Annotated in this window: 18 protein-coding genes, 3 tRNA genes and 1 pseudogene; 9 read left to right on the plus strand and 13 right to left on the minus strand. The window is 29.1% G+C overall.

Annotation, left to right across the window (positions count from 1 at the left end; all coding sequences use genetic code 11):
• Positions 1-9 precede the first annotated feature (9 nt).
• From tolQ to sdhC, 9 genes are all read right to left on the minus strand, one after another.
• Positions 10-699 (minus strand): protein TolQ, encoded by a 690-nt coding sequence (gene tolQ, locus FD728_RS02045; RefSeq protein ID WP_159934295.1) that lies wholly within the window; start codon positions 697-699, stop codon positions 10-12.
• Positions 700-1244: 545 nt separating this feature from the next.
• Complete coding sequence (sucD, locus tag FD728_RS02050; protein WP_159934297.1) at positions 1245-2147, minus strand: succinate--CoA ligase subunit alpha; 903 nt, start codon at positions 2145-2147, stop codon at positions 1245-1247.
• Positions 2147-3316, minus strand: a complete 1170-nt coding sequence (sucC, locus tag FD728_RS02055; protein WP_159934299.1) for an ADP-forming succinate--CoA ligase subunit beta — start codon at positions 3314-3316, stop codon at positions 2147-2149. The genes sucD and sucC overlap by 1 nt, the downstream gene beginning before the upstream one ends.
• 50 nt (positions 3317-3366) lie before the next feature.
• Positions 3367-4656: a 2-oxoglutarate dehydrogenase complex dihydrolipoyllysine-residue succinyltransferase gene (gene odhB / locus FD728_RS02060; RefSeq protein WP_159934301.1), complete on the minus strand. Its 1290-nt coding sequence runs from the start codon at positions 4654-4656 to the stop codon at positions 3367-3369.
• Between the two features lie 15 nt (positions 4657-4671).
• Positions 4672-7491 (minus strand): 2-oxoglutarate dehydrogenase E1 component, encoded by a 2820-nt coding sequence (gene sucA, locus FD728_RS02065; RefSeq protein ID WP_159934303.1) that lies wholly within the window; start codon positions 7489-7491, stop codon positions 4672-4674.
• 164 nt (positions 7492-7655) lie between these two features.
• Positions 7656-8375, minus strand: a complete 720-nt coding sequence (locus tag FD728_RS02070) for a succinate dehydrogenase iron-sulfur subunit (RefSeq protein ID WP_159934305.1) — start codon at positions 8373-8375, stop codon at positions 7656-7658.
• Positions 8376-8389: 14 nt separating this feature from the next.
• A complete protein-coding gene (gene sdhA, locus FD728_RS02075; protein WP_159934307.1) occupies positions 8390-10162 on the minus strand; it encodes a succinate dehydrogenase flavoprotein subunit in 1773 nt (590 codons plus the stop codon).
• Positions 10163-10510: a succinate dehydrogenase membrane anchor subunit gene (gene sdhD, locus FD728_RS02080; protein ID WP_159934309.1), complete on the minus strand. Its 348-nt coding sequence runs from the start codon at positions 10508-10510 to the stop codon at positions 10163-10165.
• Entirely contained in the window at positions 10504-10929 is a 426-nt protein-coding gene (gene sdhC, locus FD728_RS02085) for a succinate dehydrogenase, cytochrome b556 subunit (protein ID WP_159934310.1), read from the minus strand. The genes sdhD and sdhC overlap by 7 nt, the downstream gene beginning before the upstream one ends.
• A 633-nt stretch (positions 10930-11562) precedes the next feature.
• Between sdhC and FD728_RS02090 the strand changes: the two genes are divergently transcribed.
• A complete protein-coding gene (locus FD728_RS02090) occupies positions 11563-12849 on the plus strand; it encodes a citrate synthase (RefSeq protein ID WP_159934312.1) in 1287 nt (428 codons plus the stop codon).
• A gap of 150 nt (positions 12850-12999) precedes the next feature.
• Here FD728_RS02090 and FD728_RS02095 read toward each other — a convergent pair whose 3' ends face one another.
• The 3 genes from FD728_RS02095 to pgm all read right to left on the minus strand — a co-directional run bounded on the left by FD728_RS02095 (position 13000) and on the right by pgm (position 17188).
• The gene (locus tag FD728_RS02095; protein WP_159934314.1) at positions 13000-13743 is read right to left on the minus strand and encodes a Nif3-like dinuclear metal center hexameric protein; all 744 of its coding nucleotides are present in this window, start codon (positions 13741-13743) and stop codon (positions 13000-13002) included.
• A 21-nt stretch (positions 13744-13764) separates the two neighbouring features.
• Positions 13765-15195, minus strand: coding sequence for a deoxyribodipyrimidine photo-lyase (phrB, locus tag FD728_RS02100; RefSeq protein ID WP_159934316.1), 1431 nt, complete (start codon positions 15193-15195; stop codon positions 13765-13767).
• 352 nt (positions 15196-15547) lie between these two features.
• Entirely contained in the window at positions 15548-17188 is a 1641-nt protein-coding gene (gene pgm / locus FD728_RS02105; RefSeq protein ID WP_159934490.1) for a phosphoglucomutase (alpha-D-glucose-1,6-bisphosphate-dependent), read from the minus strand.
• A 647-nt stretch (positions 17189-17835) separates the two neighbouring features.
• Between pgm and fldA the strand changes: the two genes are divergently transcribed.
• The gene (gene fldA / locus FD728_RS02110; protein ID WP_159934318.1) at positions 17836-18366 is read left to right on the plus strand and encodes a flavodoxin FldA; all 531 of its coding nucleotides are present in this window, start codon (positions 17836-17838) and stop codon (positions 18364-18366) included.
• A 320-nt stretch (positions 18367-18686) separates the two neighbouring features.
• On the opposite strand, the gene glnS is transcribed toward fldA, so the two are convergent.
• Positions 18687-20354 (minus strand): glutamine--tRNA ligase, encoded by a 1668-nt coding sequence (glnS, locus tag FD728_RS02115; protein WP_159934320.1) that lies wholly within the window; start codon positions 20352-20354, stop codon positions 18687-18689.
• Between the two features lie 203 nt (positions 20355-20557).
• On the opposite strand from glnS, the gene asnB reads away from it, so the two are divergent.
• From asnB to lnt, 7 genes and pseudogenes are all read left to right on the plus strand, one after another.
• Positions 20558-22225 (plus strand): asparagine synthase B, encoded by a 1668-nt coding sequence (gene asnB / locus FD728_RS02120; RefSeq protein WP_159934322.1) that lies wholly within the window; start codon positions 20558-20560, stop codon positions 22223-22225.
• Positions 22226-22423: 198 nt separating this feature from the next.
• Positions 22424-22500 (plus strand) — tRNA-Met (locus FD728_RS02125).
• Between the two features lie 8 nt (positions 22501-22508).
• Positions 22509-22590: transfer RNA gene (locus FD728_RS02130), tRNA-Leu, on the plus strand.
• Positions 22591-22625: 35 nt separating this feature from the next.
• A tRNA-Gln gene (locus tag FD728_RS02135) sits at positions 22626-22697 on the plus strand.
• Between the two features lie 357 nt (positions 22698-23054).
• Positions 23055-24476, plus strand: a complete 1422-nt coding sequence (miaB, locus tag FD728_RS02140; RefSeq protein ID WP_159934324.1) for a tRNA (N6-isopentenyl adenosine(37)-C2)-methylthiotransferase MiaB — start codon at positions 23055-23057, stop codon at positions 24474-24476.
• Between the two features lie 183 nt (positions 24477-24659).
• A pseudogene (gene ybeY, locus FD728_RS02145) lies at positions 24660-25147 on the plus strand (rRNA maturation RNase YbeY).
• 127 nt (positions 25148-25274) lie between these two features.
• Entirely contained in the window at positions 25275-26795 is a 1521-nt protein-coding gene (gene lnt / locus FD728_RS02150; RefSeq protein WP_159934326.1) for an apolipoprotein N-acyltransferase, read from the plus strand.
• Positions 26796-26962: the final 167 nt, after the last annotated feature.

Consider the following 26962-nt stretch of genomic DNA (forward strand, 5'->3'; position numbering starts at 1 on the left):
AAACTCCACTTATTTTTTATTATTTTTAGAAAAAGCTTGAAGATATAAAATGGACATAAATTCTTCCATAAAATTATCATATCCTTGTTCTAATTTATTAATAAGTTGAGTTAAGCTTTTATGAGCTATAACAGCAGGAATAGCTGCAAATAATCCTACCGCAGTAGTAATTAATGCTTCTGCTATACCTGGAGCTACCATCTGTAAGGTAGCTTGTTGTTTTTGTATACCGATATCAATAAAGGAATGTATAATACCCCAAACTGTACCGAATAGACCAATATAAGGACTAATAGAAGCTACTATTCCAAGAAAAGAAAGATAATTTTCTACTGATTTTAACTCAAGATTTATAGAAATACGCATAGCACGTTCAGCACCTTCTACTACCACTTTTGGCATATAAAGATTATCACTATACAAACGGATAAATTCTTTAAAACCTCTATAAAAAATTTTTTCAGAACCATTTAGTTCATCACGTCTTCTATGGCTTTCTTTATATAAACAAGATAATTCATCATGAGCCCAAAACTTATTTTCAAACGCTTTATTTTTACGTACTACACTATTAAGAATACGTGTGCGATGAATAATAATGGCCCAAGAAATAATAGAAAAACCAATTAAAATTAAAATTATAATTTTTACGAAAAGACTAGTATTTAGAAATAAATTAAAAACATTTATCTCAGTCACTGCTTATACTCCACAAAAACACATTTTATTTATAACCATAGTTATTTTTATATTAAAAATTAATACTAAACACTATTTCTATGATTTTTTTATTTCTTTATGGTAAAATGATTTTTTCTAAATATTTAGAGTAATCATATTATATTGATATTAAAATAATATATTTAATTATTTGATTATTTAATTATTTAATTATTTAATTATTTAATGAAGATAAATAATCTAGATTAGATAAATTGAAAGAATATATTTCTTGCATTGTATATTCATACAAATATTAATTAATATTAATAAATATAATGATTTTTTATAATAAAAAATATTTATTATAAAATAATAGAAAGTTAAAAAATCATTAAATCCTTAATAATTTACTAGATAATAATAAATAAAAACGTCAACCAATTCATTTCTAAGATATGCCTTTTATGTAAACTACAGTATATTACCAACAAATTAAAACAATTTATTTATTGTTAAATATATAATATTTATTATTTATTTAATTAATGAAAGATAAAATATACCAAATACAATATATATAATTAAGAATAAACTATTTTATCATCAATTTTATCATCAATTACTAATTTAACTGCCTCTCCAATATTAGCTAAACTACGAACAGTCTTTACACCAGCTAATTCTAAAGAAGCAATTTTTTCTTCTGCTGTACCTTGAGTATCAGTAATAATAGCACCTGCATGTCCCATACGTTTACCTTTTGGTGCAGTTATACCAGCAATATAAGCTATTATGGGTTTTGTCATATAATGTTTAATAAACATAGCGGCTTCTTCTTCTGCATTGCCACCAATTTCACCAATCATTACTACTGCTTTAGTTTGTGAGTCATTTTGAAACATTTTTAGAATATCAATAAAGCTTGATCCTGAAATTGGATCACCCCCAATTCCAACACAAGTTGATTGTCCATAGCCAATATCTGTAGTTTGCTTTACTGCTTCATACGTTAAAGTTCCTGAACGAGAAACAATTCCTATGCAACCAGGTTTATGAATATGTCCTGGCATGATACCAATCATAGATTTTCCAGGCGATATTATTCCAGGACAATTAGGGCCAATCATTCTTACATTACCAAGTTCATTAATTTTACTCTTTACTATGATCATATCTAAAGTTGGTATACCTTCAGTAATTGTTATAATTAACTTCACACCAGCATTAATCGCTTCTAAGATACTATCTTTACATAACGGAGCTGGAACATAAATTACTGTAGTGGTTGCACCTGTTTCTTTTACTGCATCTTGCATAGTATTAAATACAGGTAACCCTAAATGGATACTTCCACCCTTACCTGGAGTAACACCAGCAACTAGTTTCGTCCCATAAGCTAATGCTCGTTTAGAATGAAAAGTTCCATGGCATCCAGTAAAACCTTGACAAATTACTTGAGTATTTTGATCTATTAATATAGACATCATATATTACCTTTTGCAGCAAAAATGGCATGTTGTGTTGCATCTATTAGATTTTTTGCTGCAATTATATTCATACCACTAGATACTAATTTCTTAGCTCCTAAATCAGCATTATTACCTTCTAAACGTACAATTACTGGAACATGAATATTTATCTCAGAGATTGCGCTTATAATTCCATCTGCAATCAAGTCACAGCGTACGATACCACCGAAAATATTAATAAATATTGTTTTTACAGCATGATCAGATAAAATAATCTTAAAAGCTTCGATAACTCTTTCTTTAGTTGCACTTCCACCAACATCAAGAAAATTAGCAGGTTTTCCACCATAATGTTTAACAATATCCATTGTAGCCATGGCTAAACCAGCACCATTAACCATACAGCCGATATTACCTTCTAATGCTATATAGCTCAATTCCCATTGCATGGCTTGTACTTCACGAGGATCTTCTTGACTAAGATCGCGCATATCACGCAATTCTTGTTGACGAAATAAACTATTATTATCTACACATATTTTACCATCGAGACATATTAGATCACCATGCTTTGTAATTACTAAAGGATTAATTTCAACTATTTCTAAGTCATGCTCTAAAAACATAGTTACTAAACCCATAAAAATATTAGTAAATTGATTAATTTGTTTACCATATAAACCCATTTCGAATGCTAACTCTCGACCTTGATATAACTGTGGGCCCATTAAAGGATCTAATATTATTTTATGAATCAAAGATGGATTATTTCTGGCAGCTTTTTCAATTTCTATCCCGCCTTCAGGAGAAGCAATTAAAACTACACGATGTATAGAACGATCAATTACTATACTAATATACAATTCTTGATCTATATATGTAAATTTTTCCACTAAAAGTTGATTGACTAATTTACCATCTCTATCTGTTTGGTATGTTACTAAGCGGTTACCTAACCATTTTTCAGCAAAAACTCGTATGTCTTCTTTACTATTAATTACTTTTATACCGTTTGCTTTCCCACGTCCACCAGCATGTACTTGACATTTTACTACCCATGGACCTACTCCAATTTTTAAAATAGCTTCTTCTGCTTCATTAGGCGTAGAACAAACATAGCCAATAGGTACTGGTATGCCATACCGTGCAAATATTTTTTTTGCTTGGTACTCATGTAAATTCATAATATTATACCTATTTTTATAATCCTAATATAAAATTTATTTTTATTAATTTAAACATTCAATAGTAAACGAACTGGATCTTCTAACATCTCTTTTACGGCAACTAAATAACCTACGGATTCTCGACCATCAATCAAACGATGATCATAAGAGAGTGCTAAATACATCATAGGCAATATAACAATTTCTCCATTAACTGCCATTGGTCGATCTTTTATGGCATGCATACCTAAAATAGCACTCTGTGGTGGATTAATAATCGGTGTCGATATTAGTGAACCAAATATACCACCATTAGTAATAGTAAAATTACCGCCAGTTAATTCCTCTACAGTTAATTTACCATTACGTCCTTTTAAAGCTAATTCTTTAATTTTATTTTCGATATCAGCCATACTCATTGCATTTACATTCTTTAATACTGGTGTTACTAAACCACGTGGTGTAGATATAGCTATGCTAATATCAAAGTAGTTATGATAAACTACATCATCACCATCGATAAAAGCATTAATTTCTGGAAAGCGTTTTAATGCTTCTGTTACTATTTTAATATAAAATGACATAAACCCTAAACGTATGCCATGCATTTGTTCAAAAAGTTCACCATAACTTTTACGTAAATCTATTATTGGTTTCATATTTACTTCATTAAAAGTAGTCAATATTGCTGTACTATTCTTGGATTCTAATAAACGTTCAGCTACGCGTTTTCTTAATCGCGTCATTGGTACTCGTTTTTCTTTTCGATTCGCTATATTCTGAGGAAATAATTCATCTGATAAAGATATAGAGTTATTTTGATCATTTTTTGTTTTTTTTATTAAAAATTCATTGATATCATCACGTATAATATGACCACTAATACCTATACCTGTGATTTGGTTGATATCAATATCTTTTTCAGCAATTAAACGACGTATAGCTGGACTAAAATCATAATTACTTTTTGTTTTTAAAACCATTTTATCTTGTACTAAAGTTGATTTATTATCTGATAGTGTTTTGGTTGTTTTATTTTCATCTAAAACTATTTTATCTTGTACTAAAGTTGATTTATTATCTGATAGTGTTTTGGTTGTTTTATTTTCATCATTATTTTCTTTTTTTAAATAACCTAAAATTTGATGAGAGTTGACTATAGCACCTTCTTTTTCAAGAATATTTTCTAGGATTCCTTCAAGTGGTGCTGGTACTTCTAATATCACTTTATCAGTTTCAAGCTCAACTAGTACTTCATCGCGATTTATAAAATCACCAGGTTTTTTATGCCAAGTGATCACTGTTGCATCAGCTACAGATTCAGGTAAATCAGGAACAAAAATTTCTACGATACTCATCTCTAGTCCTTTTTATTAACCAAGTTTTAGTGCGTCATTAACTAACTTTTGCTGTTGTTGTTTATGAACAGACATATAGCCTACGGCAGGAGAAGCTGAAGCCGGACGGCATATATGATGTAATAATGCACCAAGTGGTATTACATCACGGAAATGATGTTGACTACAGTACCATGCACCTTGATTTAGTGGTTCTTCTTGACACCAGATAAAATCTTTAACGTGAAAATAATTTTTTAAAATTTCTTGTATTACTTTATGCGGAAAAGGATAAATTTGCTCAATACGTATAATAGCTACATCATTTTGTTTATTCTTACGGCGTTGATGTAATAGATCGTAATAAACTTTACCAGAACAAAATATAATGCGTTTTATCTGTTTTGGATCTAGGTTATCAATCTCATTAATTACAGGTTGAAAACTACCATTTGCTAAATCTTGTAAAGAAGAAATAGCTAAAGGATGACGTAATAATGACTTTGGTGACATTACGACTAGAGGTCGACGCATGGCACGTAGTACTTGACGACGTAATATATGATATATTTGAGATGGAGTAGAAGGTATGCATACCTGCATATTCTTTTCAGCACATAGTTGTAAAAATCTTTCTAAACGTGCCGAAGAGTGTTCTGGTCCTTGACCTTCATAACCATGTGGTAATAGCATAACTAGGCCACACATTCGACCCCACTTTTGTTCACCAGAACTGATAAATTGATCAATAACTACTTGTGCACCATTAGCAAAATCACCAAATTGTGCTTCCCAAATTGTTAGCATACTAGGTGCTGTTATAGAATAACCATATTCAAATGCAAGTACTGCTTCTTCTGATAATACGGAATCCCAAACTTTAAATTGACCTTGAGTATTATTATTAATATTAATATGATGAAGAGGTATATAAATAGAACCATTTTTTTGATTATGAATTACTGCATGGCGATGAAAAAAAGTACCACGCCCAGAGTCCTCACCGGATAAACGGATAGAAATACCTTCGTTAATTAAAGTAGCGTAAGCAAGATTTTCTGCTCCTCCCCAATCAAAAAACTTATTTCCTTCTGCCATTTCTTTACGATCATTATAAATCTTGGCGACACGTAATTGCATTTCAACTTCTTTAGGTACATAACTAATACACCGCGCTAATTTTTGTAAATGGTCTAACGCAACTCGTGCTGGATAACTTTCATCCCATTCATGATTAAGATAAGGTGACCATGTAAAAGAATGTAGATCCATGGGGCGCCATTCTGTTACGACACAATTACCTTTATCTAATAAGTTACGATACAAGTTAACCATGTTGGTATTATCTTCTAGTGTTATGAGACCCTCAATTTGTAATTTATTAGCATAAATTTCACGTGATGTTGGATGGTTTTTGATTTTTTGATACATTATCGGTTGAGTTACGGTTGGTTCATCTGCTTCATTATGTCCATGACGACGATAACACACAAGGTCAATAAAAACATCTCGTTTAAAAATATTACGATAATTCACAGCTAAACGAGTAATAAAAACTACCGCTTCTATATCATCTGCATTGACATGAAAGATTGGTACCATAACCATCTTACCTATATCAGTACAATAAGGTGTTGAACGTGCATCTTTTAGATTAGAAGTTGTAAAACCAATCTGATTATTAATAATAATACGCACAGTACCACCTACTTCATATCCACGTGTCTGTGACATATTTAATGTTTCCTGTACTACACCTTGACCAATTACTGCAGCATCTCCATGAATAGTAATAGGTAAAACTTTATTACTACATCTATCAATTAAACGATCTAATCGCGCACGCACTGAACCCATAACTACTGGGCTAATAACTTCAAGATGAGAAGGATTAAATGCTAAAGTTAAGTGAACTAAACCACTTTTGATTTCAATATCTGATGAGAATCCCATGTGGTATTTTACATCACCTGTACCAAGATATTCTTTATGTTGTCCTAAAAATTCATCAAATAAATCTTGAGGTTTTTTTCCCATAACATTAATCAAAACATTAAGACGACCACGATGTGCCATACCTAAAACTATTTCACGTGTTCCACTTTTACCTGCGTAACGAATGATTTCACGGAGCATAGGAATTAATACATCTCCGCCTTCTAATGAAAAACGTTTTGCACCTGGAAATTTTACTCCAAGATATTTCTCTAGTCCTTCTGCTGCTGTTAACTCTTTGAGAAAATTTTTTTTCTCTTCTTGATTAAAAGAAACATAGCTCATTCCTGATTCAAGCTGCTGTTGAATCCAATGTTTTTCTATTGTATTGTTGATATGCATGTACTCTGCTCCAATAGAACCACAATAAGTTTGCTGTAATGCAAAGTACAAGTCAGATAACTTCATAATACTTTTGCCTATTGCAAAAGAACCTACGTTAAACACTTTATGACAATCGGCATCAGTTAATTCATAATAATCCAAATTTAAATCTGGTACTGATTCTTGTTTCCATAAATCAAGAGGATCAAGATGAGCATGTTGATGACCTTGAAAACGAAATGCATTAATTAATTGCAATACCTTTACTTGTTTGTAACTAATATCTGAATCAAGAATATTAGAACTATAATGAATTAAGCCTTTTTTAGCTAAACTACGAAACTGTTCTCTAATTTTAGAATGGAATTGTTCTAACTCTACTCCAGTAACAGGTAACTGTTTGAATATTATACACCATATTTTATCGACAGAGTCAGGATCTCTTAAAAACTCTTCATAGAGTTTTTCTATGTAAGATTGATTCGCGCTAGCCAGCCAGGAAGAGTCTAACCATGGTTTCATCGCGCTGTTCTGCATTGTGATCCCTTAAGTATTAAGTAAGTTATTTTCATAAAATGTTATTTATTGCAGATTTTAATTTAAGATTAGCTAATAAAAAACGTTTGTAAGTATTATTACTATCTTTTTTAATTTATTGAAAATAAAACATTTATAATTTATTTTAGTTTTAGATAGTAATCTTATGCTCCATATTGTAGTAACATTAACTTAATATGACTAATAGCGCGTGTTGGGTTAAGACCCTTAGGACAAACTTGTGTACAATTCATAATACTATGACAGCGAAATACACTAAAAAAATCATCTAAATTTTTTAATCGCTCGTTAAATTCAGTATCACGGCTATCTATTAAAAACCGGTAAGCTGTTAAAAGTCCAGCTGGTCCTATAAATTTATCTGGATTCCACCAAAATGAAGGACATGCAGTTGAACAACAAGCACATAGAATACATTCATAAAAACCGTCTAAGCACTTTCGTTCCTCTGGACTTTGTAAATATTCACGAACAGGGGGATTTTTACCATTATTTAATAAAAAAGGTTGAATTTTTTCATATTGAGTATAAAAAATTTCCATATCAACTACTAGATCTTTAACGACTGGAAGCCCAGGTAATGGACGAATTATTATTTTTTTATTTTTATTTTTATGTAACTGAGATACTGGTGTAATACAAGCTAAAGCATTCTTTCCATTTATGTTAAGACCATCTGAACCACATACACCTTCACGACATGAACGACGGAAAGTTAAAGTTGGATCTTTTTCTTTTAGGAGTATAAGTGCATCTAATAACATCATGTCGTAATTATCTTTAATTTCCAAACTATGATCTTGCATATATGGTTTGTCATCAACGTCTGGATTATAACGATATATAGAAAATACTAGTCTCATAAAATATCCAGCAATTAATAAATACGTACTTTAGGTAAAAAAGGTGTATGTAATTTAGGTTCCATATTGATTTGACGGCGCGTCATAGTTGCTGTTTGAGGAACATACAAACTATGACAAAGCCAATTTTCATCATCGCGGTTTGGATAGTCAAAACGACTATGTGCACCACGGCTTTCAGTACGGAAAATAGCTGAAGATGCAGTTGCATAAGCGGTTTCCATTAAGTTATCTAACTCTAAACATTCAATACGATGAGTATTAAATTTAACTGAACGATCTGTTAAACGTGCATATTTTAATCGCTCACGAATAATTTTTAATTCTTCAAAACCTTTTATCATTACATCACCTTCACGAAAGACTGAAAAAGCATTCTGCATACACCGCTGTAGTAAATTACGAATTTCAACAGGATCTTCACCGGTTCCAGTTATATTATTTTCCCAGCGGTTCAATCGATTCATAGCTAACTCAATTTCATTTTTAGTAGCATCCCGTTGAAAACCTTGTTCTTTAATATATTGAGTTAAATATAAACCAGTTGCGCGGCCGAATACTACTAAATCTAATAATGAATTTCCACCTAAACGATTTGCACCATGTACTGATACACAAGCAATTTCTCCTACCGCAAATAAACCAGACACTACTTCATCTTCACCAAGTGAATTTATACATAATACTTGACCAGTAAGTTTAGTAGGAATACCACCCATCATGTAATGACAAGTTGGAATAACAGGAATAGGTTCTTTAATAGGATCAACATGAGCAAATGTTCGAGCAAGTTCTAGGATTCCTGGAAGTCGTGATTTCAATATTTCACTACCAAGATGATCAAGTTTTAATTTAAGATGTGAACCCCATGGACCATTACAACCACGTCCTTCTCGAATTTCAATCATCATAGAACGTGATACAACATCTCTACTTGCAAGATCCTTAGAATTAGGGGCATATCGTTCCATAAAACGTTCACCATGTTTATTTAATAAATATCCACCTTCACCACGGCAACCCTCAGTTATGAGAACACCAGAACCTGCTATACCAGTTGGATGGAACTGCCACATTTCCATATCTTGTACAGGTACACCAGCACGCAATGCCATCCCTATACCATCTCCAGTATTGATATGTGCATTGGTGGTAGATTGATAAATACGTCCAGCACCCCCAGTTGCTAAAACAGTAGCTTTTGCCTTAAAATAAATACTTTCACCATTTTCAATACAAATAGCAGTACACCCTACAATTGCATTATCTACGTTTTTTACTAAATCTAGTGCATAGAATTCTGAAAAGATAGTGGTTTTATTTTTTAAGTTTTGCTGATATAATGTATGAAGTAAAGCATGACCGGTACGATCTGCAGCAGCAGCAGTTCGTGCTGCCTGCTCACCACCAAAATTTTTTGATTGACCGCCAAATGGACGTTGATATATACGACCATTTTTAAGACGAGAAAATGGTAGCCCCATTTTTTCTAATTCTATGATTACTTCTGGTCCTGTTTTACACATATATTCTATTGCATGTTGATCGCCAATGTAGTCAGAACCTTTAATAGTATCATACATATGCCATTTCCAATTATCATGATGAGTATTACCAAGTGCTACAGTAATACCACCTTGTGCAGATACGGTATGCGAACGAGTTGGAAAAACTTTAGATAAAAGTGCACATTTTTTTCCAAGTAATGAAATTTGTAGTGCTGCATACATACCTGCACCACCAGCTCCGATTACTAAGACATCAAATTCTCTAATCAATAAAGTCATTTACACACTCCATATTACAATAGTTCCATAAATAACGTATGATAATAACGCAATAACAATTATTATCTGTAATAATAACCGTATAGATAGTTTTTTGACATAATCTGTTAATACTTGCCATATTCCAATCCAACCGTGAATTAGTATTGAAATTAAAGTTAGTAATGTAAAAAATTTTGTGAAAAATGATGAAAATAAACTATACCATATTTCATATGTTATTTTGTCTGTTATTGTAATAAAACCAATGATATAGATTGTATATAATAACATTATTATTGCAGAAACACGAACTAATAACCAATCATGGATACCATTTCGTCCTAAAGCAGAAGCATGGATTACCATAAAAGAACTCCAACTACAATTGAGAGTAAAATAGTTATGATGAAAACAATTTTAGAAGAACGAATTCCTACTTTTAAAGTCTCTGGAATATAACCAAAATCTATCATCATAAAACGGATACCACTTATGCTATGATACAGAAGTATAGTTAAAATAAACCAAAGTAATATTTTTAGTGAAATATTTTTCATAATTAATTCTGCTTGTGAAAAACCTTCCGGAGAAGCAAGAGAAATATTCAATAACCAGAAAAAAAATCCTATAGTAAAAAAGATAATTATACCTGATAAACGGTGAAGAATAGATGATATTGCAGTAATAGGAAATTTAATGGTCGTAAGATCTAAATTAACAGGTCTTTTTTTTTTCACAATTTTTCCGTTAAGATTTTCTATAATTATAATATATATTATACACATGATATATATTAATCTAATCATAGATTTTAATTCAAACTATTTAATTTATTAAGTTCTCATTTTATTTTTATTAGATGTATCATCAATTTTAATTACTTTTATATATTAATATTAAAATATACTTAAAAACATAAACTAACTTATAAAGCATGTTAAATTTTCATTATTAATGACTCTATAGTTTTTAGTAAAAATTCACACAAAACAATGATCGTATCCACAATATGATATTTAATTTTTTAAATAAAGATAAATATTCAATTAATAAATTATTAATTTAATTAAATTAATATTCTATGTATTTGGATTTATTTTAACATTTTTTATTATAAATGACTAATTTTTAAAGAAATAGATATTAAGTAATTTCGAAATTTAAAAAGGTTTATTAACAATTTAATAAAAATATTAATAAATAATAACATACAAAATATTGAAAATGTATTTCGTTATTATATTAAAATGTGTTAAACATTACATTGTGTTTTTCTTCAATTTTTCTTATTGAAGTCAAACTTCAATTGAAAATGAATAATGCTTTTAAATTAATTTTAAAAAATTGTGATATTATGTAATATGAAAGATATTATAGTGTCCAACATTTTTCTATTAAAGGTGCTATGGAGACGAAAAATGGTAAATAAAAAAGTGACACTAATTCTACAAAATGATAATTCTATTGAACTTGATATCATGCAAGGTACGATGGGACAAAATGTTATTGATATAAGGACTCTTGGATCTCAAGGGTTATTTACTTTTGATCCAGGTTTTACCTCTACTGCATCTTGTGAATCTAAAATAACTTTTATAGATGGACAACAAGGAATTTTATTACATCGTGGTTTCCCTATTTCTGAACTAGCCACTAAATCAAATTATCTTGAAGTTTGTTATATTTTATTAAATAATGAAGTTCCTACTCAAGAACAGTACGAAGATTTTTGCAATGCTGTTACCCGTCATACTATGATTCATGAACAAATTACTCGTCTTTTTCATGGCTTTCGTCGAGATTCACATCCTATGGCAGTGATGTGTGGTGTAACTGGAGCATTAGCAGCATTTTATCATGATTCTTTAGATGTAAACATTGAAAGACATCGTGAAATTGCTGCTTTTCGTTTGCTATCAAAAATGCCAACCATGGCTGCAATGTGCTACAAATACTCGATTGGCCAACCTTTTATATATCCGCAAAATACTCTTTCTTATGCCGGAAATTTTCTACATATGATGTTTGCTACTCCTTGTGAAGAATATATAATAAATAGTGTCCTAGAGCGAGCCATGGATCGTATTTTGATTTTGCACGCTGATCATGAACAGAATGCATCTACATCTACTGTACGTACTGCAGGATCTTCTGGTGCAAATCCCTTTGCTTGTATTGCAGCTGGTATTGCTTCCCTTTGGGGACCAGCACATGGTGGAGCCAATGAAGCTACATTACGTATGTTAGAAGAGATAAGTACAATAGAACATATTCCAGAATTTGTACGACGTGCTAAAGATAAAAATGATTCATTTCGTCTTATGGGATTTGGTCATAGAATTTATAAAAATTATGATCCACGTGCTACTGTCATGCGTGAAACTTGTCATGAAGTTTTAAATGAATTAGGAATGAAAGATAACTTATTAGAAGTGGCAATGGAACTAGAACATATTGCTCTTAATGATGCTTATTTTATCGAACGGAAATTATATCCAAATGTTGATTTTTATTCTGGAATTATTTTAAAAGCAATGGGTATTCCTTCTTCAATGTTTACAGTGATATTTGCCGTGGCACGTACAGTAGGTTGGATAGCACATTGGAAAGAAATGCACGACGAAGAAATGAAGATTGCTCGTCCACGTCAACTATATACTGGTTATAATGAACGTAAATTTAAATCAGTATTAAAGAATAATTAATCGTATAAATATAAATATTAAAGAGGTTAAATACCTCTTTAATTATAATTTTTTATAATCTTTTTTGATTATTTATTCAGTCTTAATTAATGAAAATATTAGTATATTTAATATTCTTTGATCTATTAATCAATGATTTTACTTTTATAATTAAATTGGATTATATATATCAATAAAAGTAATATTCAATTTATAATTTAATGCTAACCATTCACCTAATGCCTTAACTCCACCTCGCTCGCTAGCATGATGTCCTATTGCAAAAAAATGTATTTTTAGTTCACGAGCACTATGTATTGTTTGTTCTGAAACTTCTCCAGTTATAAAAGCATCTACACCAAATAGAGCAGCTTCATCAATAAAGCATTGACCTTTACCAGTTGACCAAGCTATTTTTTTAATGAATTCAGGGGCATTATCATTACAATGCAGTGGCGTACGACCTAAATATTTTTCAATTTTTTTAAATAGCGCTCTACCGTTAATTGGAGTTTTAAACTCACCCCAAAGTACTAAAGGTAATATATTACCTTTTATGTTAATATTTAATATATGTCCTAATTGTACATTATTACCCAAATCAGGATGAGCATCAAGAGGTAAATGCCAACTATAAAGATTAATATTATTTTCTAATAAAGAACGTAACCTCTGACGTTTTATACCTTTAATAAAAGGTAATTCATTTTTCCAAAAAAAACCATGATGAACTATTATTGCATCTGCTTTAATATTTATAGCTTCATTAATCAATAACTGACATGCAGTAACACCAGTAATAATATTTTTAATTTTATTACGTCCTTCAACTTGCAATCCGTTAGGTATATAGTCATTAAAATTATTAGTATTTAATTTTTTATTTACTATTTCTTCTAATTCGATATTATTCATATAAATATATCTCTATTATTTTCAATTACCGTTGTTACGTGCTTTTTCAAAATTATTTCGTATATTTTTAAGTATATTTTTGTGTTCTACAATTGGTTTAGGATAATCTATATGCTTGTTATTTTTTTTTGCCCAAATATGTGGCTCATGAATCGCATTGTTTGGCACATCTTTTAATTCTGGTAGCCATTGTCTAATAAATATTCCTTGTTTATCAAATTTTTTACTTTGTACAATAGGACTTAAAATACGAAAATATGGTAAATGACTTGCTCCAGTAGAAGCTATCCACTGCCAACCACCATTATTAGCTGCTAGATTTCCATCAATTAATTTCTGCATGAAATAACGTTCACCACATTGCCAATCAATCATTAAATCTTTAACTAAAAAACTAGAAGTAATCATACGTAAACGATTATGCATCCAACCTAATTTATTCAATTGACGCATACCAGCATCAACAATTGGATAACCTGTTTTACCTTCTTTCCAAGCGTTAAAGTAAATTAAATTTTTATTCCAATGTATTTTACTAGTCCATTTGATAAATGGTTGATGTTTACATAACATCGGAAATGCTACTATTAAATGTCGATAAAATTCACGCCAAATTAATTCATTAAGCCAAGTAAAACCTATACCTCCATATAAAACGTGTGGGTATTTCTTTAAAAGGGAATACAAACACTGACGTGGTGATAGTACCCCAATCGTCAGGTAGGGTGATAATCTGCTTGTACCATTTATTATAGGTATATCGCGATTTTTTGAATAATCTTGAACTAATTTTTCAATAAAATTATCTAATTGATTTAAAGCAGCTTTCTCTCCAGGAGGGAAAAGAGAAAAATCAAAGTGTTCCAATGGGTAATCAAAAGGAGGAATATTTTGATAATGGTTGCTAAATAGAATTTTACAACGTACTTGGGGTGCATTAAAACAATCTGGTAACTTATGATGCAAATATTTAATAAATACTTTTCTAAAAGGAGTAAATTTTTTAAACATTTTATTATTTTTAGTTCGTACGACTCCTGGTGATAATAAACTATTATCAAAACCGTGACAAATAATACCTTTTTCTTTTAATTTTTTTTCTAATTTTTCATCTCGTTTACGTTCGTTAATTTCATATTGATAGTTATAATAAATATCATTTACTTGATGTATATCACAAAACTTCAATAAATATTTTAATGATGCAGCAAAATCATAAGATTGATGATAATGTAAAAAAATACCTAATTTAGTTAATTCCTTTTGTAAACAACATAGATTTTGATAAATAAAAGTTACTTGTTTCGGTGACACATCATGAAAATACCATTGACCAGGTGTAGCTATAAACAATGCTATAACTATAGTGCTTTTTTCGTAACATGCCATTGTAAGAGCTGGATTGTCATTAATACGTAAATCATCTCGTATCCAAACTAAATGAACTTTCATAATACTCCAAGTAGATTATTATATCGTTAATCGTAAGGTTAGTTATTAAATTAAGAATTTAATAACTTTAATAAAGTTTTGAAAGGTTATAATTAATATATGAAAATCAAATTTTCAAAATTAATTATTAATATATTAATTTTTTGATAATTAAAAATTTTAAAGAATAGTTTTAAAATAAGAAAATCTTTTTAATAAAATACATTTATTTAAATTTACTTAAAATAAATAACAAAAATAGATTTTTTATAAAATAATTTAATTAGCTTAGGTGCTAAGTTAAAGATTACTTATATTAATTTAAGTTATTTTGAAATAGCAAAATCATATTTATTATTTAATAAATGACTAGTCAAATATTATGAAAGATATCACTGATAATTTCTATTGCTTCTTTTTCAATACGTTGTCGATGTTCTTTACCAAGAAAACTTTCAAAATACATTTTATAGACGTCTTCTGTACCTGAAAGACGTGCAGCAAACCAACCATTTTCTGTTATCAATTTTAGACCACCAATAGGAGCACCATTACCAGGAGCTGTTGTTAAATAAGCAGTAATTGGATCTCCAGCTAATTTACAAACATTGAGCTTGGTAAATGATAATTTAGAAAGTGCATATTTCTGTGCTGAATTTACTGGCTTATGTAACCGATTATAACTAGAAGAACCAAAACGTTGAACTAATTCATTGTAGTGTTGCTGTGGATTCTTACTGGTAACTGCAGTAATTTCTACAGCTAATAAACATAAAATAATACCATCTTTATCAGTTGACCAAGCACTGCCATCAAAACGTAAAAAAGATGCACCTGCACTTTCTTCTCCACCAAATCCACAACTACCATTAAACAAGCCATCAACAAACCATTTAAAACCTACTGGTACTTCTAATAATTTACGACCAAGATCGTTAACTACACGGTCAATAATACCGCTAGATACTAAAGTTTTACCAACAGCGACATCTTTATTCCAATGTGGACGATGTTGAAAAAGATAATTAATTGCTACAGCTAGATAATGATTTGGATTCATTAAGCCATCTGGTGTTATAATACCATGACGATCAGAATCAGGATCATTACTAAAAGCTAAGTCAAATGTATTGCATAAGGCTACTAAACCAGCCATTGCAAATTCAGAAGAGCAATCCATGCGCACGATTCCATCTTTATCTAAGTGCATAAAACGAAATGTTTGATCAATAGTATCATTCACAATAGTGATATTAAGCTTATAATACTCAGCAATACGCTGCCAGTAGGCTATAGCAGATCCTCCAAGAGGATCGATACCAATTTTTAAACCAGCTTTTTGGATAATAGAAAAATCTATTACTTCTGCTAATCCTTCTACGTATGGCTGTATAAAATCTTTTTTAAAAATATAACTACTTGTTAATGCTTGATCTATAGGAATACGTTTCACTTCTTTTAAATTATTTTTAATCAATTGATTAGCACGTTTCTCTACTATTTCTGTTATTTTTATATCAGCAGGACCACCATTAGGTAGATTATATTTAATTCCTCCATACTCAGGTGGATTGTGAGAAGGTGTAATTATGATACCATCAGCTTGTATACTATTATTCTTATTATGTTCAAGAATAGCATTAGAAATAGCTGGGACTGGTGTATAACCATTATCTTTTTGAATAATAATATTAATATTGTTAGCTACGAGTACTTCTATTACTGATAACATTGCAGGTTCAGAAAGTGCATGAGTATCTTTACCAATGTAACATGGACCATTAATGCCATTTTTTTTTCGTTCTTCTACTAGTGCTTGAGCAATGGCAAGTATATGTGTTTCATTAAAAGTATTTTTTTTAGAAGTTCCACGGTGACCAGAGGTGCCAAATTTAATTGCATGTTCTAAATTTAAAATGTCAGGTGTAAAAAGATAGTATTGTGAAATTAATTGTGCAACGTTAATTAAATCGTTCTGTTGGGCTAGCTGACCAGCACGTGGATGATTAGTTATTAAAATTTTCATTAGAATCTAAATATGATAACTGGAAGTTTTATTACTATAACTATAAGATATAGCATAACATATTCTAAGTATGTTGTATTATTTAACTATGTTGTATTATTTAATTTTAATTATTTTTATATAACAAGTCATTATAAAAATAATGTTTTTATTAAAAAAACTGTGAGAGAAAAATTTATTAATTTATAATTAACTAATTAATAAATATTCAATATTATTGAATCAGTAATTTTAAATTTTAAAATAAGTCTATTTAATAACAATTAAATAACTGTTAATGTTATTGATTAGTTAATGTAAAGAATATAAAAAAAGAATATAAGATCTTTATTTCTTAGAATATAATTTCTATTACTGATATTATCTTTAATATAGAGTTTTAATCTAAAATATAGAGTAAAATATATGTAGAATATATTAATATATTATCTTAGTTTTACATTGAATATGATAAAAACTAAAGATTTTTAGACTATCTTTTAGAAAGATATAAATGTCTTAAAATAAAAAAAATAACGTATTGATATAAAATTCTATAAATTTTATTATAGTATAACTTGATATCATTATTTTAATATCTATGATGTATTAATTTAAATAAATTTTAAAAAATAACATAAGAGATTATATTATACATGAATAAAAACATAGGAATTTTTTTCGGTAGTGATACAGGAAATACTGAAAAAATTGCAATAATGCTTCAAAAGCAATTATTATCGTATTTAAATAACAAAAACACAGTGGAATTATATGATATTTCTAAAAGTATTAAAGAAGATTTAGAAAAATTTAATGTTCTTTTATTAGGTATTCCAACATGGTATTATGGTGAAGTACAATGTGATTGGGATGATTTTTTACCAATTTTAAAGGAAATAAATTTTTATGGAAAATTCATAGCTATTTTTGGTTGTGGTGATCAGGAAGATTATACAGAATATTTTTGTGATGCAATGAAGCCGATTAAAGATATTGTTGAAACAAATGGTGCAGTAATTATAGGTAAATGGCCTATTGAAAACTATTATTTTGAGTCATCTAAAAGCTTACTAGATGATAAAAATTTTATAGGTTTAGCTCTTGATGAAGATCGCCAGCCAGAACTTACTTCTCAACGATTAGAAAAATGGGTAAAACAAATTTTACATGAATTACAACTTTAAAATATAATTAAAAGGTAATTTTTTATCTTTTCAAATTAAATACTTTAATAAGAAATATATACAAATAATCTCATTATAAACAATGACTAAATAAACAATGACTAAGTATTATAAAATATATGTAATAAAATTATATTTTTTATGTATAATTTCTTAAAAGTGTAAAAAATAGTTTTAAAATAATATTATTCTTTTAAAGAAAAATAAGAAAATAAAGAGAGATATTAATATCTATATATCATATCTCAAAATTAATTTGAATCTAAGAGAAATTCACATCCATATTAAAAATTAATAATATATATGTTAAATAATGAAAATTAATTAAATATATTTTTCCAAATATCACGTAAATTTACGATACGATTAAAGACTAATTGTGATGGTTGTGAGTATACGCTATCTACACAGAAATAACCTTCTCTTTCAAATTGATATGGCGACATTGCTATAGCGTTAAGTAAAGATGGTTCAACAAATCCTTTTTTTATTATCAATGAATTAGGATTAACAGCTTTAAGCAAATTATCAATAGAAGATAGATTACGGATATTAAATAAACGATCATATAAGTGAAATTGAGCTGGTAAACCATGATGTACAGATACCCAGTGAATTACACCTTTAATTGTATGATTATCAATGAGATCTTGATATAAATTATTTATATCGCAAGTACAATAAATACATGTAATATTACCTTCTATGTCTTTCACTACTCTTTCAGCACGAATTACATAAGCGTTACGGAGACGTACTTTTTTACCTAAAATTAGACGTTTATACTGTTTATGGTCTTTTTCACGAAAATCTGCACGATTTATCCAAACTTCACGACTAAAAGGAACTTCTCGTCTACCCATGGCTTCTTTTTGGGGATGATTTGCCATACTAATGATTTTTTCATATCCTATTGGTAAATTTTCAATTATCAATTTTAAAGGATCTAATACAGCCATAGCTCGAGGAGCATGTTCATTAAGTTCATTGCGAATACAAGATTCTAGTGATGCCATTTCAACTAAATTATCCTGTTTAGTTACACCTATACATAGACAAAATTTACGAATAGATGCTGCACTATATCCACGTCTTCGCAACCCAGAAATAGTGAACATGCGTGGATCATTCCATCCTGTAACAATTTGATCAGTTACTAACATATTCAGTTTACGTTTAGACATCACAAAATATTCTAAATTTAAACGAGAAAATTCATATTGGCGAGGATGACTTGAAATAGTTATATTTTCTAGTATCCAATCATACAAACGACGATTATCTTGAAATTCTAAAGTACAAAGAGAATGTGTAATTCCTTCTATTGCATCAGAAATGCAATGACTAAAGTCATACATAGGATAAATACACCATTTATTGCCAGTTCTATAATGTTTTGAAAATTTAATACGATATAAAACTGGATCTCGTAAAACCATGAAATTTGAACTCATATTAATTTTAGCACGTAGGCAAGCTTTTCCTTCTAAAATTCTACCTTCGCGCATTTTTTGAAAAAGCACCAAGTTTTCATTGATACTACGATCTCTGTATGGACTGTTTCTACCTGGTTGAGTAAGAGTTCCTCGGTAATTACGGATATCTTCAATTGATAGCTCATCTACATATGCTAATCCTTTGTTTATTAGCTCAATTGCATAGTTAAAAAATTGATCAAAATAGTCTGAAGAATAATGAATATTACCGCTCCATTTGAAACCTAACCATTTTACATCATATTTAATTGAGTCAACAAATTCTATATTTTCTTTTATTGGATTAGTATCGTCAAAGCGCATATTACACTCACCTTGATAAGCTTGTGCAATACCAAAATTTAAGCAAATTGATTTTGCATGTCCAATATGAAGATAACCATTAGGTTCTGGTGGAAATCGAGTATGTATACTTTTATATTTACCACTCGCTAAATCAGCATCAATAATTTTACTAATAAAATTTATTGGATAACTTTCATCTCCAATCATACTAAAATCCTTAGAAATATTAATTTCACTATAACTAGAATAATAATTCTAAGTCAAGACTAAAAAATAAAATTTAATTTTAAAGTTCAAACAACTATTTTCTATTATTTAATGAAGATATTTAATATTATTAATTAACACAAAATATTTAATTTATATAAATTAACATTATTTTACTGAAAAATATACTTGAGGATTTAGTTATGTGTTCGATTTTTAGTGTGCTCGATATTAAAACCAATCCTATCGAATTACGTAATAAAGCATTAGAATGTTCCTCATTAATGCGTCATCGTGGGCCAGATTGGTCTGGAATATATGCAGATGATTATGCCATTTTAGTACATGAGCGCTTATCAATAGTTGATGTTAACAATGGTGCACAACCACTTTATAATGCTAATCGTACTCACGTATTGGCTGTAAATGGTGAAATATATAATCATAAATCTTTATACAAAGGATTGAAGAATAGTAATTACTTATTACAAACTAATTCTGATTGTGAAATTATTCTAGCGTTATATGACCAAAAAGGTCTAGACTTTCTTGACGATTTACATGGTATGTTCGCTTTTGTTTTATGGGATAAAGTAAAAAAAGAATATTTAATTGGCCGCGATCATATCGGTATCATTCCACTTTATATGGGCAATGATAAATATGGAAACTTTTATATAGCTTCAGAAATGAAATCGTTAGTACCAGTATGCTGCAATATTAAAGAGTTTCCTCCTGGAAGTTATCTTTCTAGTACAGATAAAAAAATCCATCGTTATTGGCATCGTGATTGGATGAATTATTCTGCTGTTGAACATAATATTACAAATATGGCTACATTAAGAGCTAAATTGGAAGAATCAGTAAAAAATCATTTGATGTCTGATGTTCCTTATGGAGTATTGTTATCTGGTGGTTTAGATTCTTCCATTATTTCAGCTATTACTAAACGTTTTGTAACAAAACGTATTGAAAATGAATGTAAAACTGATGCTTGGTGGCCACAGTTACACTCTTTTGCGATAGGCTTAAAAGGATCTCCAGATTTACAAGCTGCAAAATTAGTTGCTGATCATTTGAATACTGTTCATCATGAAATTTATTTCACAATTCAAGAAGGTTTAGATGCTATTAGAAATGTTATTTTCCACATCGAGACATACGATGTTACTACAGTACGTGCTTCAATACCTATGTATTTAATGTCACGTAAAATTAAAGCTATGGGTATTAAAATGGTTCTCTCTGGAGAAGGTGCAGATGAAATCTTTGGTGGTTATCTATATTTTCATAAAGCACCAAGCTCTAAAGAGTTCCATGAAGAAAATGTACGCAAATTATTAGCATTACATATGTATGATTGCTTACGTGCAAATAAAACAATGTCGGCATGGGGAGTAGAAATACGAGTACCTTTCCTTGACAAAAATTTTTTAGATATAGCAATGAGAATTAATCCAAAAGATAAAATGTGTAGTATAAATGGCAAAATAGAAAAACATATTTTACGTGAATGTTTTTCTTGTTATCTACCAGAATGTATTCTTTGGAGGCAAAAAGAACAATTCTCTGATGGAGTTGGTTATACATGGATTGATACTCTTAAAAAAGAGTCTGATAAAAGAATTAGCGATTACCAATTAGCTAATGCTCATTGTTGTTTTCCATATAATCCACCAAAATCAAAAGAAGAATATTTATATCGAAAAATCTTTGAAGAACTTTTTCCAGTTTCCGGTGCACTAGAATGTGTTCCTAGCTGTCAATCCGTTGCTTGTTCTTCTTCCACAGCCATAAAATGGGATAAATCATTTAAATACATAAATGACCCTTCAGGTCGTGTTATAAATACACATAAGTTCTATAAATAAAATATTTTAATTATTTAGAATTCTATTCTGATTTTTATTTTTTATACTTAATTATTAATATCATTATTTAATGAGATTAATAATTAATAATTTCTTTTTTACTTAAGTAAGGGGTTATTTTTTAAAAAAAGATTGACGAATAAAAAACTAATAAGCATAATACATTATGCTCATAAAGTAACGTAAAAAATAGTTCATGGCTACGTAGCTCAGTTGGTTAGAGCACATCATTCATAATGATGGGGTCACAGGTTCAATTCCCGTCGTAGCCACCATATTTTTTGCGGGAGTGGCGGAATTGGTAGACGCACCAGATTTAGGTTCTGGCGCCGTAAGGTGTGCGAGTTCAAGTCTCGCCTTCCGCATTTACCATTTTGTTTTTATAGGCCATTATAATAAATGGGGTATCGCCAAGAGGTAAGGCACCGGTTTTTGATACCGGCATTCCCTGGTTCGAATCCAGGTACCCCAGCTAAAATAAAGTAATAATAGATGCGCCATTCATATTAATTTAGATATTAGATTTATATATTAAATATTTTAATTTTTTTCATTAATAAAGAACTCATCAATAATAAAGAACTCATCAATATTATTGATAGAATTATATTCATCTTATAATCTTAAAAAAAAAGACTTACGAAGATAAATAATATCTATAGTTTTTTTCTATTACATTTAAATAAATTTAAATATTATTGATTTTAATAAATATTCATTTGTAATAAATCAAAAAAATGAAAATTCTTTAATTATAAATTACCTTATTAAGGTTGATTGGATAAAAAATATCATTTGAAACATAATATTATGTTAAATAACCAGTTAAATGAAAAAAAAACTTTATATTAAAACTTGGGGATGTCAGATGAATGAATATGATTCATCAAAAATCATGGACATTCTTATGCATACTTATAGTTATAAATTAACTGATAAAGCTGAAGATGCAGATATTTTATTACTTAATACTTGCTCTATACGTGAAAAAGCCCAAGAAAAATTATTCCATCAGTTAGGACGATGGAAATTACTAAAAATATATAATCCTAATTTAATTATTGGTGTTGGTGGTTGTGTAGCTTCTCAAGAAGGAGAATATATTTATCAACGAGCAAATTATATTGATATAATATTCGGACCACAGACATTGCACCGTCTACCAATCATGATCGAACAAGTTCTTTCTAATAAAAAACGAAGAAATTCAAGTCCACTTATTGATATAAGCTTTCCAAAAATAGAAAAATTTGATTATTTACCCCAACATTGCCCTAAAAGTCCTAAAGCATTAGTTTCAATTATGGAAGGTTGTAATAAATATTGTACTTTTTGTATTGTACCATATACTCGAGGAGAAGAAGTAAGCAGATATTCTGATGATATTTTACTAGAAATATCTCATCTTGCTAGTCAAGGTGTTCGTGAAGTGCATTTACTTGGACAAAATGTTAATGCTTATTGCGGAATGACTTTTAATGATAATATTTGTACCTTTGCTGAATTATTATATTTAATTGCAGCAATTGATGGTATCGATCGAATTCGCTTTACTACTAGTCATCCTATTGATTTTAATGATAATATAATCAATGTATACCGAAATTTACCAGAATTAGTAAGTTTTTTACATTTACCAGTACAAAGTGGTTCTGATCGTATTCTTAATCTGATGAAACGCTATCATACAGTAATGGAATATAAAGAATTAATTAATAAATTAAAAGATGCTCGTCCAAATATCGGAATCAGTTCAGATTTTATTGTTGGATTTCCTGGAGAAACTAACGATGATTTTGAACAGACTATGCAACTTATTAGTGACATAAATTTTGATATGAGTTTTAGTTTCATTTACTCTGCTCGTCCAGGAACACCTGCAGCTAATCTCCCAGATGATGTTTCTCAAGAAGAAAAAAAACAGCGTTTGTATATTTTACAGAATCAAATTAATAAACAAGCTACTTCATGGAGTAATCGTATGCTTGGTACTACTCAACATATTTTAGTTGAAGGTCAATCTCGTAAAAATACTATGGAATTTACTGGACGTACTGAGAATAACCGTGCAGTTAATTTTGAAGGCTCTATTGATATGATTGGTAAATTTATTGAAGTAGAAATCATCGATGTTTATGCAAATTCATTACGAGGAAGAGTTATTAGCGCTGAAGATAAAATAAATAAATCTATTACTAATAACCAAAAATTAACAAAAATTACAAATATTATTAATACAAAATCGTTATAAAATAAATATTAATGTATTTAAATCTTAATATATATTTAATTCTCAAATATTTAATGTAGTAATATTTATAATCAAGAAATTCTATAATGCATGTATGTTTCTTTATTGATTAAAATAATCATAAAAAAATCTATATAACTATTTTTATTTACTTTTTTTACTTAATTGAACTTACATAACTTTATGAATGCAATAAGTCTTTATTTACAACTAGCCTGTAAAAATAGAAATTTTTTCTTACCAAATAAAAGAATTTTTCAACGTTGGATAAAATCAGCGTTAATCCCAGAAACTATTAAAAAAGAAAATAAAAAAAAAGAGAAATAACCATTCGTTTAGTAGATAAAACAGAAATCCATAAATTAAATTTAAGGTATAGAGGCCAAAATAAACCAACTAATATTCTTTCTTTTCCTTTTAAATATTTGATAAGCTTTAACCCTATAATCCTCGGAGATCTTGTTATTTGTCCTCAAATAGTTGAATTTGAAGCTATTAAACAAGGTAAAAATATAGAAGCACATTGGGCTCATATAGTAATACATGGTACTTTACACTTACTTGGCTATGATCATATAGAAGATTATCAAGCTAAAAAAATGGAAAAAATAGAAACTAAAATAATGCTAAATCTTGGTTATCCTGATCCCTATATTATTATAGAAAAATAAAAATTTATAAAAAATAAAAAATAAAAAATATACATCTAATTCAATAATACTGATGTATCTATATTTAATAATTAATAACATTCACTTAGTCTATTCTCTATATTGATATTTGGGAACAAACAATTTTATGGAATTATCATTCCTTTATTCCATTCAATGGATTCAGGTAATTCTAGCTTTAATATCAGGTGCAATGGGTACTATTTCCTTTTCCCCCTATGATTGTTGGCCTGCTGCATTATATTCGCTATTTAGCTTACAGTTATTACTATTAGGTAAAAATATAATTCAAAGTGCTTGTATTGGTTTTTTTTGGGGATTTGGATTATTTGGGACCGGGATTAATTGGATTTACTTTAGTATTGCTGGTTTTGGTGATATCCCAAAAGCTCTGAGTATTTTTTTAGTAATATTATTAGTTATTTACTTATCACTATACCCTACATTATTTGCAATTATTTTAAATTACCTGTGTCCTAGTAATTCTTTATGGCGTTTAGTATGTGCAGCACCTGCATTATGGCATATAACAGAATTTTTACGTGGTCGGATGCTTACTGGTTTTCCTTGGTTACAATTTGGTTATAGTCAAATTAATGGTCCTTTAAAGGGTTTAGCACCTATAGTAGGTGTGGAAACAATCACCTTTATTTTAATGATGATTTCCGGGTTAATAGCGCATGCAGTTTATAATAATAGAATTAAAAGTTTAAATTTAGCAGTAGCAATAATACTATTTTCCTATCCTCTATCTATGATAAAATGGTATAAAATAATACCAGAAAAAACTGCTAACGTACTTATAGTACAAGGTAATATTTTACAGTCAAGCAAATGGAATCCTGAACAACTATATAATTCATTGCATATTTATACATCTTATAGTGAACCATGGATAGGTAAAGTATCTATGATTATTTGGCCAGAATCTGCCATTACAGATTTTGAAAGCAATCAACAGTTTTTTCTAAACCAGCTTGATAAAAAGTTACGTTTACATGGTACCTCTTTAATTACTGGTATTGTTGTTGATGCTCATTTAAATAGTAATGTTTATTACAATGCAATGATTGTATTAGGAAATAATGATCCTTATAGTTATCAAAATAAAAATCGCTATCAGAAAAATCATTTAGTACCATTTGGTGAATTTGTTCCTTTACAATCATTATTACGTTCAATATTTCCTTTATTTAACTTACCAATGTCTTCTTTTAGCAATGGAAATTATATACAACCACAATTAAAAGTAGCAGGTTATAATTTAACTAGCGCTATTTGTTATGAAATTATATTAGGTGAACAAGTACGCGCAAATTTTCATCCTAATACTAACTTTTTAATAACCATATCTAATGATGCTTGGTTTGGTGATTCCATTGGTCCATGGCAACATTTTCAAATGGCACGTATGCGTGCATTAGAATTAGGACGTCCACTGTTACGTTCTACAAACAATGGGATTACGGCTGTAATCAACGCTAATGGTGATATAGAAAAATCTATACCACAGTTTACTCGTCAAGTACTTAATGTTAAAGTTACACCAACAAGTGGTCAAACTCCTTATTCTATAGTTGGTATTTGGCCAGTATGGATACTAACTTTATTTTCTCTTGGGCTAATTATTATATACCGACGTATGTGATAATTGTTTATTAGATTCGCATTAAATAATAATAAATTTATTTTCCTATAAAATTTTTACTCTACTAAATTCAATACAGTTATAATTACTAAAATATTTTCAATTCATAACTATATTTAAATTAATAACAGTAAAATACCATTATTACATATTAATACATATAAATA

The sequence above is a fragment of the Pantoea sp. Aalb genome, assembly GCF_009829985.1.
In the GTDB taxonomy this organism is placed as follows: Bacteria; Pseudomonadota; Gammaproteobacteria; order Enterobacterales; family Enterobacteriaceae; genus SZZU01.

Bases quoted from the DNA above. Each gene is read 5' to 3' on its own strand.
- asnB (WP_159934322.1), top strand. From the start codon at position 20,558: ATGTGTTCGATTTTTAGTGTGCTCGATATTAAAACCAATCCTATCGAA.
- FD728_RS02090 (WP_159934312.1), top strand. From the start codon at position 11,563: ATGGTAAATAAAAAAGTGACACTAATTCTACAAAATGATAATTCTATT.
- odhB (WP_159934301.1), bottom strand. From the start codon at position 4,656: ATGAGTATCGTAGAAATTTTTGTTCCTGATTTACCTGAATCTGTAGCT.
- sucA (WP_159934303.1), bottom strand. From the start codon at position 7,491: ATGCAGAACAGCGCGATGAAACCATGGTTAGACTCTTCCTGGCTGGCT.
- sucD (WP_159934297.1), bottom strand. From the start codon at position 2,147: ATGTCTATATTAATAGATCAAAATACTCAAGTAATTTGTCAAGGTTTT.
- sdhA (WP_159934307.1), bottom strand. From the start codon at position 10,162: ATGACTTTATTGATTAGAGAATTTGATGTCTTAGTAATCGGAGCTGGT.
- sdhC (WP_159934310.1), bottom strand. From the start codon at position 10,929: ATGTGTATAATATATATTATAATTATAGAAAATCTTAACGGAAAAATT.
- fldA (WP_159934318.1), top strand. From the start codon at position 17,836: ATGAATAAAAACATAGGAATTTTTTTCGGTAGTGATACAGGAAATACT.
- sucC (WP_159934299.1), bottom strand. From the start codon at position 3,316: ATGAATTTACATGAGTACCAAGCAAAAAAAATATTTGCACGGTATGGC.
- FD728_RS02070 (WP_159934305.1), bottom strand. From the start codon at position 8,375: ATGAGACTAGTATTTTCTATATATCGTTATAATCCAGACGTTGATGAC.
- sdhD (WP_159934309.1), bottom strand. From the start codon at position 10,510: ATGGTAATCCATGCTTCTGCTTTAGGACGAAATGGTATCCATGATTGG.
- glnS (WP_159934320.1), bottom strand. From the start codon at position 20,354: ATGATTGGAGATGAAAGTTATCCAATAAATTTTATTAGTAAAATTATT.
- lnt (WP_159934326.1), top strand. From the start codon at position 25,275: ATGGAATTATCATTCCTTTATTCCATTCAATGGATTCAGGTAATTCTA.
- FD728_RS02095 (WP_159934314.1), bottom strand. From the start codon at position 13,743: ATGAATAATATCGAATTAGAAGAAATAGTAAATAAAAAATTAAATACT.
- miaB (WP_159934324.1), top strand. From the start codon at position 23,055: ATGAAAAAAAAACTTTATATTAAAACTTGGGGATGTCAGATGAATGAA.
- phrB (WP_159934316.1), bottom strand. From the start codon at position 15,195: ATGAAAGTTCATTTAGTTTGGATACGAGATGATTTACGTATTAATGAC.